This is a genomic window from Pseudomonas sp. S3_B08, assembly GCF_054667725.1.
Map to the genome: position 1 here is coordinate 3,430,000 of NZ_CP162750.1, position 17,243 is coordinate 3,447,242.

Below are 17,243 nucleotides of genomic sequence, written 5' to 3' on the forward strand. Positions count from 1 at the left end.
ATATGGCCCGGGGAAAAACGTTCGCCAGGCAGTACGCAACGCCCTGCCGCTACTCCCTGGCAAAGGTAATGGCATGGGGGAATATTCTTTCGTTTTCCCCAGACTGAGAGCGAACGCTGAACACGAATGTGCCGCCCGTCTTGCTTGAGACAAAAACCCGGGTAAGCCCCTGCTGATCTGTGAACCCCTGCGCCGGCCGAATGGTGACGGCATCCATCTTCGCGGGCGGAACGTTCTTGCCGAACCACTCCACGAGCGAGTTTTGTCCGCGGTTTCCGTAGTTGTCCTCCAGCACCGCATACAGTTCTACTTCATGACCGTGTTTCACTGTTTCCAAAGGCGTAGGTGAAAGTTCTGCAATAGGGAACGACAACGTACTGAAGTCGGCGGTGACTTCTATGGGAGGGGCGTATTGCGGCTCGAACAAATCCAACCAAAGCAGTGGCGTGTCGCGGCCCATGACCTTGCCGGGGATAAACTCGGCCAAAAGTGTTCCGTCCGTTCCCGTCGCCTTGTATTCAATGGTGCCCAATGTCGCGCGCCAATAAACATTGACGCCACTCAGCGACTTTCCATTGGCGTCTTTGAGGGTCACTTTATAAATGACTTTTTCGTCTGGCTTGTTAGCCACGACGGTGCTGTCACCCACCACTTCGCACGTGATTGTGACCAGCCCGTTGACGTCGCCTGGAACATGCACGATCGGGGCACGAGTATCGGACTCGCCGAGCAGGGCATGTTCGGCGGCATCGGCATAGGATTTTTTGTCGACGGTTTCGGGCAGATTGCCAATGAGAAAAATCGTTAACGCATCCATGCCGGTCTCGGTGGACAGCGCCAGAACGCGCATCAACAAATCGAGCTGGGCAAGGTTTTTCAACACCTTCAGGTCGGGATCGATGCGGCTGACACATTCGCGCACTTCCTGAACGCTCCAGCCAAAAAAGTCGGCCAGTTTGATCGCCGCCGCCTGTTGTGCCAGCCATCTCGCATCTCCGGTGACATCCGGCAATGCGTTGACCTGACGCAGGTAGTCCAACAGCTTCTCTGGCGCTTGGCCGCTCGAGGCTGAGGCGATGGCAAAAGCGCGAGTGAGCGTGGTCAGGTAATAAAGAGTGCGCACCGTCAACGCATGTTTGTCGTCCTGAACCAGCCAGTCCTTGTAGCCGCTATCCAGATAATCCTGCAACAGCGCCGCGCTTAACCCCAGGGTCGACACCACCTCACTGCGCCGGCGAACTTCAGCCAGTAGATCGAATGATGTGTCGGCAACTCGGGGGCGAATTCGGCCGCCCCCTTCGCTCCCCGCATCCGCTTGCTCCAGCACATGCAGCAGTAACTGATGCACCGTGACGTCTGCCCAGTTCAGGACCGGCAATGCCTGATCCACGCCAACGCCGGCGTATGCCGCCAGCGTCTCCTTGACCAGCGAAGTCTGCGCATCGCGCATCTGTAAAAACGCGCTGACCATGCTGTCGATGATGCTCTGCCGCAACGCTGGCTCGATCTCACCCAAGGCGCTGTCGACCGCCCAGGTGATTTTTTTATGGACGGAGGCCAGATACATCTCAGCGCTTCCCTCCGGAGGCAGGATCAAACCATGCCCGTCGGTTATCGGCCCCAGGCTGTCGGCGGATGTCGCGAGAAATTCGATCCAGTCCGCGGCCCCGGCTGCCGGAACGCCTGCCATGAGAAACGTACTATTGGACAACTGTGCAGTCGGCAGCAAATTGCGAACCTGCTCGAAAAACTGCTCATCCTGTTCGGATGGATCCTGAGCCGCTGGCGCAGCGACCGCATGCTGCAACACCCACAACACCGGCAGATTGTTTTGCGCGCACCACTGCACGCAACTTTGCATAGCCTCGATCAGTTCCAGCGCATCCGGTGAACCGTCCGGTACATCGTGGATGACAGGAGTACCGGCCAAGCCATTGACCCAGTCATCGCCGCCCAGGATCGATAGCATCAGCACGCCTTCAACCGGAGTGATGTTCAACAGCCGGGCCAGCCTCACCAAACGGTAGAAGCTCGAGATGATCGCTGCGTTGCGCTTCAATTTGTCGGTAAAGCCATGAGCCTTGGCCACAGCGTTCGCCAGCACGTAATAAGTCTGCGGATCAATCGCCAGACCACTGCAGAGCTGGCTGATCGTCAGATCCACCACGCCCGGTATCGGCGCCACCGCAAACTCATCGTTGTCGAGCTTGAAAGGCTCGCGATAACCGGTTTGAAAATTGAACACCTGATCGAATTGCGAGAGCGCTTCACCGCGGCCATAAACCGACAGCTCACCCACAAACACAGCAAAGTCCGCGGCGGTGCATTCGTAGCGCTCGCGCAACGTCTGGAACAACCCAAGCGCATGAACCGCGCCACTGGAGATGTTCATCTCGTTGCTGTGACCTTTCGTTGAATTGCCGCGCCCTGTTGCCCGGATGACCGATGTCAACACTGCGTCCACCTGTTCGAACGGCAATCCTGTCCAGTTGGCCAGACGCACCATCTGATTCATCCGGGTATAGCGGTTGAACCCGATGAGTTCGTCGGGGATTGCCGTCATTCGAATGCGAGGCATGGTTGCAGGATCGAAACCCACCGCCGGCGCAGTACCGTCATTGATGTAAACCGAACCCGAGCGCTCGCTTTCAGGCTGCTTGGGCGTTTCATCCGGGTAGGTCACATTGGCCGAGCGCACGGGAGCAAAGTCGCCAATCGACAGAAGAGCCTCGATCTGTCGGCTGTCGAGCTTGGTGCGCTGACCGAAAAACTCCACCTGATTGAGATTCGAATACATCTCGGTATAGGTACCAAAGTTGTGCGCAAAAAAATCTTCGCGAAGGGCGAAATCCGCACGCGGTTCGGTCAGCAACTGGCGCTGATAAGGGCCAAGCCGCGAGGCATGGGCGAAACCCTGTGCAGTATTGGCACCTCGAGCATTGGCTTGCAGAAAATAGGGATAAGCCAGGTCGACCCGGTGCTCGAAGTCGCCCACCGACAAGTCATGAAACTGCGCGATACCATCAATTGTGACCCAATGCTGGTAATAAGGCAGACCATTGGGGTAGCGGGCTGCGATCAGCGCGTCTTCGATGGATTCGATATCCGTTTGCGCCGCGATGAATTTCTCCAGCACCTCAACGATGATGTCCACAGAAGAGATCGATTGATAAACCGCATTGAAGTCGACCTTCAGTGCCAAGAGATCTGTGCGCCGGTTATGCAGCGAGAAATCGTCTTCCTCTCTGATACCCTCCAGACGGTCACGAACCCAGCGCAACAAGTCGATCAGATACGCCACTGGCGACCAGATGGACTCTAGTGCATCTGGCGGGCACAACGCGGAAAAATCGGTACCGATCAGAGCGTGATAATTGGGACCGTCTACGATCGATAACAAACCGCTGGAGCTGCGCTTTGGCGCGGGCCTGGTGCCCCTCAGCGTCTGCTCGATAAATTGGCGCCGCTGAGACGTGGCTATGCTATTGGCGCCGCGCCAATATTGTTGCGCTTGCTCAACGCTGAGCTGATGCTCTTGGACCATGCATTGAACACCCCTTTCAACCAGTGGATAAATTGATCCACCGTTTTGCAGGTATGTCTCGAGGTTCTGCAGTCCGACGTTCTGTGCTCGTTGTTCCTCGCTGAACAACTCATCGAACAGTTGCAGGGCGGGACGGCGCGAATCAACCATGATCAGATTCCTTTAGGCGACAACTGGCCCGCGCAACCTGACGTCCTTCGTCAGGCTGCACATTCAGTGAGTACGATTGAGCGCTTCGAACGCCGTCAAGTCCACTGTCAGTTCTGACAGTTTTGATAGCCGTTCGTCGGAAGCCGGATTTCAGGAGTCGGCGTGGGGCAAGCGCGCAGCTTCGACTTCAAAACGCGCGCTATCGGCCCAATCGGACATCGTTGCGTCATCCGCCGCGTCAGTCAGCGTCTGCCGGAATCGGTACCAGTTGCCCGCCAGAGGCAGTGCCCTTGTCGCCGCCCCGCGCCAGTGCTCATCGACCACGGGTACTTGAGCCAGCCACTGCACATCCGGGTTGTACCAACTCACGATGGCGCCCACGCCCGGACGGCCCTTGCCGCTGAACTGCACTGGATGACTGACCCAGCGTCCGGCTGCAGGCCCGTCGAGCACAGGTCGGAAAGTACCCAGAAAGACCGAGCGCAGGGTTTCAAATGATTCGAACCCGTCCAGAGATGCGACTGCCTCCAGCCGGTAAAGCCCCCCGCCGAGCAGACTATCGAGCATCACTGACCAGGTGCGATTTTCCTGCACGACGGCGCTTGCCGGCTCGGAACGCGCGGCACCGACCAGGGTCACCGTGACCGTATCGCCCGGCACGCCAAAACCGCACACCACCACCTGCTGCCCGATGGCATCGCCTTCGATCGGGGTTTCAATGAAGGGTGCCGCTGGCACAATGTCAAAGTGCAGCGGCTCGCTGTCTTTCGACTCCTGCAATTTGCCGCTTTCATCCATGAAACTTTGCCGGGCCCAGATCGTTTTGCTGCCCACCGGCAACGTCACTTCGGCTTGCCAATTGCCCGCCCAATCCACAATGACATCACTGAGCAGAGGTTCAGCAAGCCCTTGCAGACAGACTTCGACAACCCCGCCCCTCATGCCCGTACCCTTGAGCAACGCGGTTCGTGGCAACTTGCCGTGTTGTATCGGCTGGAGAAATTCTGGCGGTAGCAGCACCACCGTCAATTCATGCTCGTCACTGTGTAGCGACGGTCGACCGTCCAGTGTCTGCTGGGCGTCAAAGGTGTAGAGCCTGAATTGCTCGAGGCTCAGGTCAATCGACCAGTCGCCATCCTGGCTCAATATTTTCGGATCGCCCAAGGGACGATCAAACTGCTTGTCGCGCAGTTGCAAAGTGGCGCCCACCATACCCATCGTGCCCTCGACCGTTACAGCACGACCGACTTCCGAGCCGTTCGGCGGCTGGGTAATCACTGGCGTAACCATCGCTCTCCTGACAATGAATGTCGTGGACGTCGGCTGCGAAGTTTGCTGCGCGGCGACCTGGGTCACCGTGACGGTATGTGTGATATCCAGGGCAAATTCTTTGTCGCGCCTGAACTGCCACGTGCCAGCACTGACGATGCCCTTGTGCACAATGCCGGTTTCGTCGCTGTACTCAATGTTCACGGTTGCACCCGGCCAGCACGTGCCGCTGAACCTGGGCGAAAGTCCGTCATCTTCAGGCTCGTTCAAGCCAGGGGCCTGCGGCGGGATGGTGACTTTGAGGACAAACCAGTTTGGCGACTGGTGCCCGTCGAGATATTGCTTGATGTGGACCTGACGCTCAAACGAGGGTCCCCAGACCGTTGAAGCCTTGGTAGACCACCGCCCGCCAGCAACCTCCACTGCTGGCGCTTCGAGATCCCCGCTATTGGGCCTGCGTGGATTCACCGTGGCGCCGTTGAAGCCTTTGCCGCTGAAGGTCGGTTGGTAGTCGTTGGTGAATTGCACATCACTGACATCGGGGAGGATATTTTTTACTTCGAAGGTCAGCGGCAGCGAGTCGATCCAGCCGCTGGCGTTGTCGGCGATTTTTTGAATGACAGAGACGTTGTAGGTACCCAAAGGCCACTGCGCTGCGGTTTCCCAGATGCCTCCCGGCATCACTTCAGCATTTGCAGGCGCGGGAACTTGCACCGCGCCCCCGCTGACGGTGAACTGGATTTCAGATTTGAGATCGCGATCGTAATAACCGTTACCGGCAAAGGTCACCGTGGTCCCGGAGATGGTGACGTTGGGCTGTTTCAGAGTGGGGGGGCGAATCCTGAAGGCTTGTGGTGCACTGCGTCCGGATGACACGTCATCCAGATCCTGTTCGACGACCAGGCTGATCGGCCCTGGCGGCACGTTGATCATCCCCTCCCACGCCCCGTCTGCATTGCTAACGACTTCCCAATCACGAACAGGATCATTCGTCAGATCAAAAAATGCTCTCAATCGCGCCCCAGCCAAGCCGTTGCTTCCTTTCAGAAGGAAGTCTTGTTCATAAACTGTTCCCGCAGGTGGCTCGGATATTAACGGCAGCCCCATGACTCTGAAAGTTATGGCATCGGTATAAAAATGATTGATATTGGGTGATTTAAGTTGGGCAACAACCGAGAACGTCCCGCTGCCAGAGACCTTTATTGCCGGAGCCTCCCAAGTCGTATCGGTCTCTCCGACAGTAATAACCTCGCTCCAGTTTTCATAATGATCCAAATGCCCAACCACTCTAATTACAGTACCCGGCGCAGCCATTCCTCTGAAACAAACCAGATCCTTTGCCAAAACCAACGCATTAGCTGTCGGGTAAGTTATTCGAGCGCGGTAGACTGTTACATAAGCCGTCCGCTCGGAAACCTTACCGGCGTACATTTGATATGCTTGAAAACTTAGAGAATTCTTGTTGTCTGCCACGGTGACGGGCACTGACCAAGGATCGTAGAAAGCCTCTTCTGCCCCAATCGTACCGCGCCCATCATCCAAGACAACAGTATAACGGTATATTGCTCCCGTGCCCTTGACAGCGAAAGTTGAAGATGTGAAGTTTCGGATTGCATTGATAGTTGGTACAGGCATCCGATAATTGGCAACCTTGTAGGTTTTCAGAACCGGATCGCTTGCGTTACCCACATCATAAATATAATCAAAACCCACTGTTACGTTTCTCTGATTGGCGATAATCATTTCTCGATAGGGTTCATCAAGATCGATCCACTCACCGGTCTGGCGAGCACTGCCCGTCAGTTCTCTTACATCACCTTCACCGCTAACCAAAGAAAGATAGAATTTTACATTCCCTTCATAACGTCGATTCTCTTTTGCTCTGTACGCTGACACGATGCAAGTAAATGTCGAACCATCGTAGGAGTAGGCATAGCTCACTCGAAGCTGCGCCCACCTACCGTCTTCTTCCGCGTGAAGCTCATGGGTTACAAATGTCACATCCGTTCCGATCTCCTCAGCGCAGACTACCTCTTGTTTCGGGGGCAAGCTGTCGGAAGGATCTTTAATACCATCATCTTGTTCCATGGCCGGATCTCAGAAAGGGCAAGGTGGCTGATTGATGCAACAGGTAAGTTCATTGAATACCGGTGCCTCACATCGCTACACCTGTAAAACCTGACAGTCCCGACCAGCGGTAACTATTCCACGCCTTAGTATCCTTGCGTCCTTCAGCCATTAAACGCGACTGCATCAGCTTGCGTCGTTGCCACACATCACTCAGAGTCCACCAGCTTGTACACCTGAATAACGCCGCCCGGCATGGCTGATAAGTCGCGCGGCTTCGACTTCAAAACGCGCACTGTCGGCCCAATCGGACATCGTTGCGTCATCCGCCGCGTCAGTCAGCGTCTGCCGGAATCGGTACCAGTTGCCCGCCAGAGGCAGTGCCCTTGTCGCCGCCCCGCGCCAGTGCTCATCGACCACGGGTACCTGAGCCAGCCACTGAACATCCGGGTTGTACCAACTCACGATAGCGCCCACGCCCGGACGGCCCTTGCCGCTGAACTGCACTGGATGACTGACCCAGCGTCCGGCTGCAGGCCCGTCGAGCACAGGTCGGAAAGTACCCAAAATGACCGAGTGCAGGGTTTCAAATGATTCGAACCCGTCCAGAGATGCGACTGCCTCCAGCCGGTAAAGCCCCCCGCCGAGCAGACTATCGAGCATCACTGACCAGGTGCGATTTTCCTGCACGACGGCGCTTGCCGGCTCGGAACGCGCGGCACCGACCAGGGTCACCGTGACCGTATCGCCCGGCACGCCAAAACCGCACACCACCACCTGCTGCCCGATGGCATCGCCTTCGATCGGGGTTTCAATGAAGGGTGCCGCTGGCACAATGTCAAAGTGCAGCGGCTCGCTGTCTTTCGACTCCTGCAATTTGCCGCTTTCATCCATGAAACTTTGCCGGGCCCAGATCGTTTTGCTGCCCACCGGCAACGTCACTTCGGCTTGCCAATTGCCCGCCCAATCCACAATGACATCACTGAGCAGAGGTTCAGCAAGCCCTTGCAGACAGACTTCGACAACCCCGCCCCTCATGCCCGTACCCTTGAGCAACGCGGTTCGTGGCAACTTGCCGTGTTGTATCGGCTGGAGAAATTCTGGCGGTAGCAGCACCACCGTCAATTCATGCTCGTCACTGTGTAGCGACGGTCGACCGTCCAGTGTCTGCTGGGCGTCAAAGGTGTAGAGCCTGAATTGCTCGAGGCTCAGGTCAATCGACCAGTCGCCATCCTGGCTCAATATTTTCGGATCGCCCAAGGGACGATCAAACTGCTTGTCGCGCAGTTGCAAAGTGGCGCCCACCATACCCATCGTGCCCTCGACCGTTACAGCACGACCGACTTCCGAGCCGTTCGGCGGCTGGGTAATCACTGGCGTAACCATCGCTCTCCTGACAATGAATGTCGTGGACGTCGGCTGCGAAGTTTGCTGCGCGGCGACCTGGGTCACCGTGACGGTATGTGTGATATCCAGGGCAAATTCTTTGTCGCGCCTGAACTGCCACGTGCCAGCACTGACGATGCCCTTGTGCACAATGCCGGTTTCGTCGCTGTACTCAATGTTCACGGTTGCACCCGGCCAGCACGTGCCGCTGAACCTGGGCGAAAGTCCGTCATCTTCAGGCTCGTTCAAGCCAGGGGCCTGCGGCGGGATGGTGACTTTGAGGACAAACCAGTTTGGCGACTGGTGCCCGTCGAGATATTGCTTGATGTGGACCTGACGCTCAAACGAGGGTCCCCAGACCGTTGAAGCCTTGGTAGACCACCGCCCGCCAGCAACCTCCACTGCTGGCGCTTCGAGATCCCCGCTATTGGGCCTGCGTGGATTCACCGTGGCGCCGTTGAAGCCTTTGCCGCTGAAGGTCGGTTGGTAGTCGTTGGTGAATTGCACATCACTGACATCGGGGAGGATATTTTTTACTTCGAAGGCCAGCGGCAGCGAGTCGATCCAGCCGCTGGCGTTGTCTCTGATCTTCTGGACGGCGTTGATTTTATAGGTGCCAAATTTCCAGCCCGTTACGGTGGTGCTCCAAGTGCCGTTGCGCTGTACTTGTGCATTTGGAGGCGCGACCGGCATTGGGTCGGCTGGACTTTCGAGGATAGTGAACTCGATTTCGGTTCTGAGCTTCTCGTCGAAATGTCCGGTGCCGGAAAATGTGATCGTTTCATTGGCTTGCGTATATGTGACCGTCGGCTTGCCCGTGCGTACCCGTATGCCGAAGGGTTCACTTGTTATTGAGGTAACCCCATAAACTGTGTGCGTGCCGAAAATCGAATGGGGACCAGGTGAAAGGGTGCCTTCTCGGCGCCATTCTCCAGTCACGGGATCAGGCCAGCCTACGGTCACGGCGTCGCTCCCCATTTGCTCTGAATACACGTCGACCCTGTTCTGATAGAAACCAGTGGCGCCGGTCCCCTCGAACATCGTTTTGGCTTCCACGATTGGCGGCGAAGCGGGGTTGGGTTTTGGCGCTGTAAATGCTGGAGGCCCGATAACATAAAACTCTTGAGGATCCCCAAGGTCGGCAAAGATTCCTTTCAGACTCTGTTGGGCAACGAGGGTGTAGCGAGCCCCTCGCGCAAAAGTATAGGTACTGGTTGCGGCCCAGTCGCCGTCGGAAACAGCAGTAAAAGAGACGGCAGGCAACGTTGAACCTTTTATGTAAACCGTGATTGTGGCGCCTTTGTACGCCCCGCGCCCCCTGATCACGGGTTGAACACTCTCGACGGGCAGACTGATATTCGGGGACGTGATTTGGATTTTGTTCAGAACGGTGAACGTCCAAGTTTCGGTATATCGACCCAGCGTTCCGTCGACGTCTTCACGGATCAGTAGCTCGTGCACGCCTTGATGAAGGCCGGTCGATAACGTGACAGTCCACGGTCCATGATTTGGAGTAGTGTGCGTCGTACTCATTACGGCTTTGTCGGCAGGACGCACAAGCTTTATCACACTGCCTGAGCGGGCAGTACCTGACACCGTCCCGCCGACTGTAACAACTGCTTTGGGATGGAACTTGGCAGGCGTCCTCACTACAAGATGCTGGGAGGTCCAGTTTGACCAGTCGCCCTTGTAATCCCACTGACCATCAAATCGAGCGGAGGCACTTTCCTCCAGTCCGCTGATACGAACCGTATGCCAGGTGTAATCCCTGTACTTACTATCGATGACCCGCATGTAATCACCCGCAGCGGTGTGGAAATCGAGGTGCACGTTGTGATCCAGGCCATCTCTTTGCGGAATATTGAACGTTATGTCCATGGTTGTACCGACGAGCAAAACCTGACCGGCGTAATAAAACTGCAGGCCGTCAATCAACACTCCAGGCTTAACGTTACAGGCGTCTCGTAACGGGACAGTCGGTTCTTCGTTGTTGAATGCGCCCCGTTCAGGACTATCAGCACCTTGTTTTGAATCCTCGGACATGATGAGCTTCCCTTGCTTGCCACAGGCAGTTGTCAAGGGCATTGAACGTGGGAACTAAGCACCCGACACCTGTCAACTCTGACAGTCCCGACCAGCGGTAACTATTCCCACGCCGCAACATGCAGACGTCCTTCAGTCATTAACACGCGGCTACATCGGCTTGCGCCGTTGCCTACACATCACTCAGAATCCGCCGGCTTGTGCGCTTTGAAGCTGCCCCGTAACTTGATCCGTGCCGCTGCCAATCAGTGGTCGGGTTTAGTCGCCCGGGTCGTGCATTGCGCATAAGCGTCATCAAGTCGGGTAATCCCTATCCCCGCACTCGATGGTGGCTGTTCGCAGGGCGCCTCAGGGCGCGCCGGTTTGTGCACTCCCGGTCGACTAACCTGCTTACAGCCGCCACCCTTTCGTTTAGTCGCGAAGAGGTGGATGCCCCAACTATGAGTGTGCAGACAATGATCAAACCAACACCAAATCCCCCTGAAACCGAAGACTCGACCTCCCCCTACGCTTCCCCCAATTCCACCAGACTCCACGAGGCCGCTGAAAAAGCCCTCGATCACTACCTGAAAAAACCCGGCGCTGCGCCGTCGTGCAATTCCGTCGATCGCGGCATGCAGATGTTCATGGTCGCGCCCGACATCAACCCCGAAGCGATGGCCATTCAAACCTACGAAACCTTTTCTTCGGTCAGCATTCTGCTGCTCGACCTGGCGGACAGCCTCGAGGACAAGCCGCGACATCTGGCGATGGCGATCTATCAGTTGAGCGAGATGGGCTTATTGCTGGCGGAAAAGGCGCTGGATCAGGAGCGGGCGATCGCGGTGGCGTGACGTAAAAATCAAAAGATCGCAGCCTTCGGCAGCTCCTACATTTGGAATGCGTTACCCCTGTAGGAGCTGCCGAAGGCTGCGATCTTTTGCTGTTCAGGCAGAAGCGGGCAACGGCTGAAAACTGAAATACTGCTTCAGCGCCAGCACCAGTTGGCCGAACTCCGGCGGAGCGCGGCGGAGGATGAACCCGGCGTCGTAATGCAGCGGCGTGGCGTCTTCATGGCACCACACGCAACAGGCGCTGAAATCGATGACTTGCTGGCTGCCATCGCGGGCGGGGACCTTGAGGCGTAACTGAAAATCCACCCCGATCATCATCGGCAACTGGCTGATCAGCATCAGCCCGTCCGTAGACACATTGCCGAGAAAGCCGACGGGTTTGTCGGTGACGCTGTTGAACACTCTGAGGTAATACGGCAGTTGATGCCGTTCGATCCGGCGGTCGGTAAACATGATGTGCTGTTCGCCATGCAGGGCTCCGTCACGGAGCCGCACCTGTGCTTCGGAACGAACCTGTGCGGCAGGCCCGCTCTCCCCGCTTCCGGTGTGACGGTCGCGACAATCGCCGTCACCTTGTAACTGCCAGTCGCAGGTGTTGCGCCGTTATCGAGAAAAGGCTCGAAACGGTTTCCTTGACTATAGCGGAGCTTGTACAGACGGCCAGATTTTGTACGAAAAGCGCGTCAGAAGCGCGTCGGCCGAACCACCGCAGCGGCGCTGCGTGTCGGGTAATGGCCCAGGCTCTGCAACGTTTCCAGACGCGCGCGGGCGCGGTAGGCGTATTCGCTGTTGGGGTAAGAAGCGATGATGAACTGGTAGGTCTGCACCGCGTCGATGTAGAGCTTCTGCCGTTCCAGGCACTGACCGCGCATCATCGACACTTCCGGCCACACGTACGGGCGGGCGCGGCTGGCGCGTTCGACCTTGGACAGTTCGAGCATGACCTGCTCGCAGTTGCCGCGTTCATAGGCGCTATAGGCGTTGTTCAAATGGTGGTTCATCGACCAACGGGTGCAGCCCGTCGCGGCGAGGACGCTGAGGGCAAGGGCGGCAATGGGCAACAATCGCATGGGGGTTCTCCTGTCTTGTGCTCTGTATCGACCCCAGGTCGGAAAACTTCAGACGCGCTGGTCGCAAAGTTGCCGCGTTCAATAAAGAAAACGATAAGTAGTGCATTCGAACAATGACTACACCCTTCGAGCATAGTAGCCTCTGCCTGCGCTTGAACTCAGGAGTCTTTGCATGTCCGTCCGTCGTACCAAAATCGTCGCTACCCTTGGCCCGGCCAGTAACTCGCCGGAAGTTCTCGAACAGCTGATTCTGGCTGGTCTGGACGTCGCCCGTCTGAACTTCTCCCACGGCACCCCCGACGAGCACAAGGCTCGCGCGAAGCTGGTGCGTGACCTCGCTGCCAAGCACGGCCGCTTTGTCGCCCTGCTCGGTGACCTGCAAGGCCCGAAAATCCGTATCGCCAAATTCGCCAACAAGAAGATCGAGCTGAAGATCGGTGACAAGTTCACCTTCTCCACCAGCCATCCGTTGACCGAAGGCAACCAGCAGGTGGTCGGCATCGACTACCCGGATCTGGTCAAGGACTGCGGCGTGGGCGACGAGCTGCTGCTCGACGACGGCCGTGTGGTGATGCGCGTTGAAACCGCCACCGCCACTGAACTGCATTGCGTGGTGACCATCGGTGGCCCGCTGTCCGACCACAAAGGTATCAACCGTCGCGGTGGCGGTCTGACCGCGCCGGCCCTGACTGAAAAAGACAAGGCCGACATCAAGCTCGCCGCCGAAATGGAAGTCGACTACCTCGCCGTATCCTTCCCGCGCGACGCCGCCGACATGGAATACGCCCGTCAACTGCGTGACGAGGCCGGCGGCACTGCCTGGCTGGTGGCGAAGATCGAACGCGCCGAAGCCGTGGCCGACGATGAAACCCTCGACGGCCTGATCAAGGCCTCCGACGCGGTGATGGTTGCCCGTGGCGACCTCGGTGTGGAAATCGGCGATGCCGAACTGGTGGGCATTCAGAAGAAAATCATTCTGCACGCACGTCGCCACAACAAGGCCGTGATCGTCGCGACGCAGATGATGGAGTCGATGATCCAGAACCCGATGCCGACCCGCGCCGAAGTGTCCGACGTGGCCAACGCCGTGCTCGATTACACCGACGCCGTGATGCTCTCGGCCGAATCCGCCGCTGGTCTCTACCCGCTGGAAGCCGTGCAGGCGATGGCGCGCATCTGCGTCGGCGCCGAGAAACACCCGACCGGCAAGACCTCCAGCCACCGCATCGGCAAGGAATTCAGCCGCTGCGACGAGAGCATCGCGCTGGCGACCATGTACACCGCCAACCACTTCCCGGGCGTCAAAGCGATCATCGCGTTGACTGAAAGCGGCTTCACCCCGCTGATCATGTCGCGTATCCGCTCCTCGGTGCCGATCTACGCGTTCACCCCGCACCGCGAAGCCCAGGCCCGCGCAGCAATGTTCCGTGGCGTCTACACCATCCCGTTCGACCCGGCCTCGCTGGAACCGCACGAAGTCAGCCAGAAAGCCATCGACGAACTGACCAAGCGCGGCGTCGTGGAAAAAGGCGACTGGGTCATCCTGACCAAGGGCGACAGCTACCACACCACTGGCGGCACCAATGGCATGAAGATCCTGCATGTCGGTGATCCGCAGGTCTGAGTGACCGGCAGCTGAAACGCAAAAGCCCCGCCATGTGAATGGCGGGGCTTTTTTGCTTATGATTCAACAGATATTTTGTCTGGTAAGGCCCTTTCGCGAGCAGGCTCGCTCTCACACTTGAAATGCAATCTCCTGTGGGAGCGAGCCTGCTCGCGAAGGCGTCTTGACACTCAGCGAAAGAACCCGCTCAACGCCGCCACCGCCTCTGGCGAACGCAGCCGCTGGGTAAACAATGCGCCCTCCTCCTCGATCACTTTGCGCAGCAGCTCGCGATCGGGCGCTCGCATCAGTTGCTTGCTGATGTGCACCGCTTCGGCCGGCAGCTCATCAAACCGCAGCGCCATTTCCCGGGCCTTGCTCAACGCAGCCGCGCCACTGTCCAGCGCGTCTGTGGCAATTCCCCATTGCGCAGCCTGTGCGCCGCTAAAGCCTTCGCCGAGCAATAACAACTCAGCCGCTTTCGCTTGCCCGAGCAAACGCGGCAGGATCAGGCTTGAACCGAATTCCGGGCACAACCCGAGGTTGACGAACGGCATGCGCAGCCGGGCGTCGCGGCTGACATAGACCAGATCGCAATGCAGCAGCAGGGTCGTGCCGATACCCACCGCGGCACCGGCCACGGCGGCGATCACCGGTTTGCGGCATTCGAGCAGATTGAGCATGAAGTGAAACACCGGGCTGTCCAGGTCGCTCGGCGGTTGTTCGAGGAAGTCGGCGATGTCGTTGCCGGCGGTAAAACATTCGGCGCTGCCGCTGATCAGCACGGCGTTGATTCCGGGGTCGCTGTCGGCCTGTTTCAGTGCTTCGGCGAGGCGGCTGTACATGGCGCGCGTCAGGGCGTTTTTCTTGTCCGGGCGGTTGAGGCGCAGGGTCAGCAAACCGCGTTCGCGTTCCAGCAGGATGGCTTCGGTCATGGCGAGTCTCGCGTCTGAAAATCAGCGCTCAACCACGGCTCACAAACACGTCGGCCAGCAGTTGATTGCGCGGCAATCCGGCCAGGTACAGACGCTTGGCGAATGCGTCGACACTGGTCGTCGAGCCGCAGACTAAGGCCAGGGTCTGCCGGGAAACAAGGCGCAGTTGTGCCAAAGCGGCGGCCGAGTCGGCCGCTGCCCACAGCTCGACACTGAGGTTCTCGCGCTGCGCGGCCAGTGCGGCAAGGGGTTTGGCCAGATAGTGCTCGCGTTCGTCATGGGCCAGGTGAATGACGCGAATGGCGCCTTGGTGATCCTCACGCAAGGCCTCACGCAGCACCCCGAACAACGGCCCCAAACCAGTGCCGGCAGCCAGCAGCCACAGCGGCCGGGCGTGCCAGTCCGGATCGTAATGCAAGGCACCGCCGCGCAGTTCGCCAAGGCGGATCGAGTCGCCGATCTGCAGCTTGCGTGCGGCATCGATGAATTCGCCGGGCTGGCGGCAATCCAGGTGGAACTCGAGAAAGCGGTCTTCTTGCGGCAGGCTCGCCAGCGAGTACGGTCGGGCGATGTGGCCGATCCACAACACCAGATGCTGGCCGGCGCTGTAGCGCAATGGCCGCTGCGGGGTCAGGTGCAGGCGCAGAACGCTGTCGCTGAGCCAGTCCAGCGCTTCGACCACGGCCGGGCGGCCGTCGCTGATCGGGTCGAAGGTGTGTACCTGCAAGTCTTCGACCACCTGACACTGACAAGCCAGGCGCCAACCGTCCTGACGTTGCTCGGCGCTCAAGGCATCCGGACGATTGTCGGTGGGCACACCTCGGATGCATTGCACCAGACAGGCATGGCAACTGCCGGCGCGGCAGCTGTAGGGCACGGCAACGCCGTTCTGATTGAGACTGTCGAGCAGGTTGCTGCCCGCTTCAACCGTCCACTGCCGATCACCGACACGCAATTCAGGCATCGACGTTCTCCCACGCGGCGGCACAACGATTGCGCCCGTCACGCTTGGCCCGATACAGCGCCTGATCGGCACGCTGCAACGCCTCATCCAGATCATCGCCAACGGACAGCAGGGTCATGCCCGCCGACAGGCTCAGGTTGCGCACTTGCAGGCCCATCAATTCCACCTCACTGAAGGCGATGCGCAAACGCTCGCAACACGCGGTCAGGCGTTCGGCATCGCAGTCGGGCACCAGCACGACGAATTCCTCGCCACCATAACGCGCCAGCACGTCACCGTCGCGCAGACAGGCTTGCGCCACCCCGGCAAACGCCTGCAATACCTGATCGCCGGCGGCGTGGCCATGCAGGTCGTTGATGCGCTTGAAGTGGTCCAGATCGATCAGCGCCAGCCCGTGCATCACGTCGCTGTCGAGCGCATTCAGCTCGCGGGAAGCGATGCGCAGGAAATGCCGGCGATTGAACAGCCCGGTCAGTTCGTCGGTGGCGACCAGATCTTCAAGCTGGCGCATCATTCCGCGCAAGGTGTCCTGATGCGCCTGCAAGGCAAACCGGCGCTGGCGCTGACGTTGCCGGGAAACCTGGACAAAACGTGCGTAAAGCACGAGCCACGCCAAGACCATCGCCAGAATGCACACCTGCAACGCTGCGAGCGCAGGCTCGGCCAAGCGGAAGTGGTAGGCATCCCACAGGGTAATCGCGGAAAAACTGAAGAACACCAACAGCGCACAGCGGATGAACACCCGCCGGGTGAGATGGAACAGGCCGAACAGCAGGATCAGCACGTAAAACACCAGAAACGCGCCGCGCGCCTCGTCGACATGGGCGATCAGCCACGTCTGCCAGCCCAGACCCATCAGCACTTGCGCTTCGGTCAGGCTGGGGTCGGCGAAGCGCTGGTTGCGCCCGCTCCAGAACATCGCGAAAAGGCTCGCCTGACTGATCACCACCAGCGCGCTGCCGATGGCCACGCCACTGAGCGATTGCTGGTAATGCCCGGTGAAAAACGCCAGCCACAGCAGCAGCAGAGCCAATCCGTAGGTGGCCGCAGCGAGGGCGAAGCGTTTGAGCAAAAGGCGTTGAATGGCGTTATGGGTCAATCGTTGACTCACCGTGCGATAGGAGGCTGACCGAGTGTCCTACTCTACAGACCGGATGCCACTTTAGAGGGCCGGTCGCTAAATGACCACCGATTTTCGGGCTCGAAAATTGACGTCAAAAGTGTGGCCCACTGACACCGCCAAAAGCCCCTCACCCTAGCCCTCTCCCAGAGGGAGAGGGGACTGACCGGGTTGTTTATCCGAGTTACACCGACTTCAAACATCGCGCCGAACTCGAGTCTGGAAACGGCACAAAACAGCTTCATTTTCCTGAGCCGGA

At 58.4% G+C, this 17,243-nt stretch carries 10 protein-coding genes; 2 read left to right on the forward strand and 8 right to left on the reverse strand.

What is annotated here, in order from left to right:
- Positions 1-49 precede the first annotated feature (49 nt).
- The 3 genes from AB4N73_RS15520 to AB4N73_RS15530 form a co-directional block, all read right to left on the reverse strand.
- Positions 50-3,694 (reverse strand): Tc toxin subunit A, encoded by a 3,645-nt coding sequence (locus tag AB4N73_RS15520; RefSeq protein WP_460142273.1) that lies wholly within the window; start codon positions 3,692-3,694, stop codon positions 50-52.
- Between the two features lie 150 nt (positions 3,695-3,844).
- Positions 3,845-7,051, reverse strand: a complete 3,207-nt coding sequence (locus AB4N73_RS15525; protein WP_460142274.1) for a hypothetical protein — start codon at positions 7,049-7,051, stop codon at positions 3,845-3,847.
- A 192-nt stretch (positions 7,052-7,243) separates the two neighbouring features.
- Positions 7,244-10,459, reverse strand: a complete 3,216-nt coding sequence (locus AB4N73_RS15530) for a hypothetical protein (RefSeq protein WP_460142275.1) — start codon at positions 10,457-10,459, stop codon at positions 7,244-7,246.
- Between the two features lie 455 nt (positions 10,460-10,914).
- On the opposite strand from AB4N73_RS15530, the gene AB4N73_RS15535 reads away from it, so the two are divergent.
- Entirely contained in the window at positions 10,915-11,292 is a 378-nt protein-coding gene (locus AB4N73_RS15535; protein WP_460143595.1) for a DUF6124 family protein, read from the forward strand.
- Positions 11,293-11,385: 93 nt separating this feature from the next.
- On the opposite strand, the gene AB4N73_RS15540 is transcribed toward AB4N73_RS15535, so the two are convergent.
- Together AB4N73_RS15540 and AB4N73_RS15545 are read right to left on the reverse strand one after the other, a co-directional pair.
- Complete coding sequence (locus tag AB4N73_RS15540; protein ID WP_041479819.1) at positions 11,386-11,745, reverse strand: PilZ domain-containing protein; 360 nt, start codon at positions 11,743-11,745, stop codon at positions 11,386-11,388.
- Positions 11,746-11,975: 230 nt separating this feature from the next.
- Positions 11,976-12,362: a tetratricopeptide repeat protein gene (locus tag AB4N73_RS15545; RefSeq protein ID WP_016773461.1), complete on the reverse strand. Its 387-nt coding sequence runs from the start codon at positions 12,360-12,362 to the stop codon at positions 11,976-11,978.
- A 172-nt stretch (positions 12,363-12,534) separates the two neighbouring features.
- Here AB4N73_RS15545 and pyk point away from each other — a divergent pair, with 172 nt between their 5' ends.
- Entirely contained in the window at positions 12,535-13,986 is a 1,452-nt protein-coding gene (gene pyk / locus AB4N73_RS15550; protein ID WP_024014116.1) for a pyruvate kinase, read from the forward strand.
- 170 nt (positions 13,987-14,156) lie between these two features.
- Here the strand turns inward: pyk and AB4N73_RS15555 are convergent, their stop codons facing one another.
- The 3 genes from AB4N73_RS15555 to AB4N73_RS15565 are packed head-to-tail and all read right to left on the reverse strand — an operon-like array spanning position 14,157 to position 16,963.
- Positions 14,157-14,900 carry an enoyl-CoA hydratase-related protein gene (locus AB4N73_RS15555; protein WP_252868178.1) on the reverse strand — a complete coding sequence of 248 codons (744 nt, stop codon included), beginning with the start codon at positions 14,898-14,900 and terminating at the stop codon, positions 14,157-14,159.
- A 28-nt stretch (positions 14,901-14,928) separates the two neighbouring features.
- On the reverse strand, positions 14,929-15,864 hold the full coding sequence (locus AB4N73_RS15560; protein WP_460142276.1) for an iron-sulfur-binding ferredoxin reductase: 936 nt from the start codon (positions 15,862-15,864) through the stop codon (positions 14,929-14,931).
- The gene (locus AB4N73_RS15565) at positions 15,857-16,963 is read right to left on the reverse strand and encodes a GGDEF domain-containing protein (RefSeq protein ID WP_073471934.1); all 1,107 of its coding nucleotides are present in this window, start codon (positions 16,961-16,963) and stop codon (positions 15,857-15,859) included. Before AB4N73_RS15565 ends, AB4N73_RS15560 begins: the two co-directional genes overlap by 8 nt.
- Between the last annotated feature and the right edge of the window lie 280 nt (positions 16,964-17,243).

What these genes read in the sequence shown, in the direction of transcription:
- AB4N73_RS15520 (WP_460142273.1), bottom strand. Translation starts at nt 3,694, where the DNA reads ATGGTTGATTCGCGCCGTCCCGCCCTGCAACTGTTCGATGAGTTGTTC.
- AB4N73_RS15525 (WP_460142274.1), bottom strand. Translation starts at nt 7,051, where the DNA reads ATGGAACAAGATGATGGTATTAAAGATCCTTCCGACAGCTTGCCCCCG.
- AB4N73_RS15530 (WP_460142275.1), bottom strand. Translation starts at nt 10,459, where the DNA reads ATGTCCGAGGATTCAAAACAAGGTGCTGATAGTCCTGAACGGGGCGCA.
- AB4N73_RS15535 (WP_460143595.1), top strand. Translation starts at nt 10,915, where the DNA reads ATGATCAAACCAACACCAAATCCCCCTGAAACCGAAGACTCGACCTCC.
- AB4N73_RS15540 (WP_041479819.1), bottom strand. Translation starts at nt 11,745, where the DNA reads ATGTTTACCGACCGCCGGATCGAACGGCATCAACTGCCGTATTACCTC.
- AB4N73_RS15545 (WP_016773461.1), bottom strand. Translation starts at nt 12,362, where the DNA reads ATGCGATTGTTGCCCATTGCCGCCCTTGCCCTCAGCGTCCTCGCCGCG.
- pyk (WP_024014116.1), top strand. Translation starts at nt 12,535, where the DNA reads ATGTCCGTCCGTCGTACCAAAATCGTCGCTACCCTTGGCCCGGCCAGT.
- AB4N73_RS15555 (WP_252868178.1), bottom strand. Translation starts at nt 14,900, where the DNA reads ATGACCGAAGCCATCCTGCTGGAACGCGAACGCGGTTTGCTGACCCTG.
- AB4N73_RS15560 (WP_460142276.1), bottom strand. Translation starts at nt 15,864, where the DNA reads ATGCCTGAATTGCGTGTCGGTGATCGGCAGTGGACGGTTGAAGCGGGC.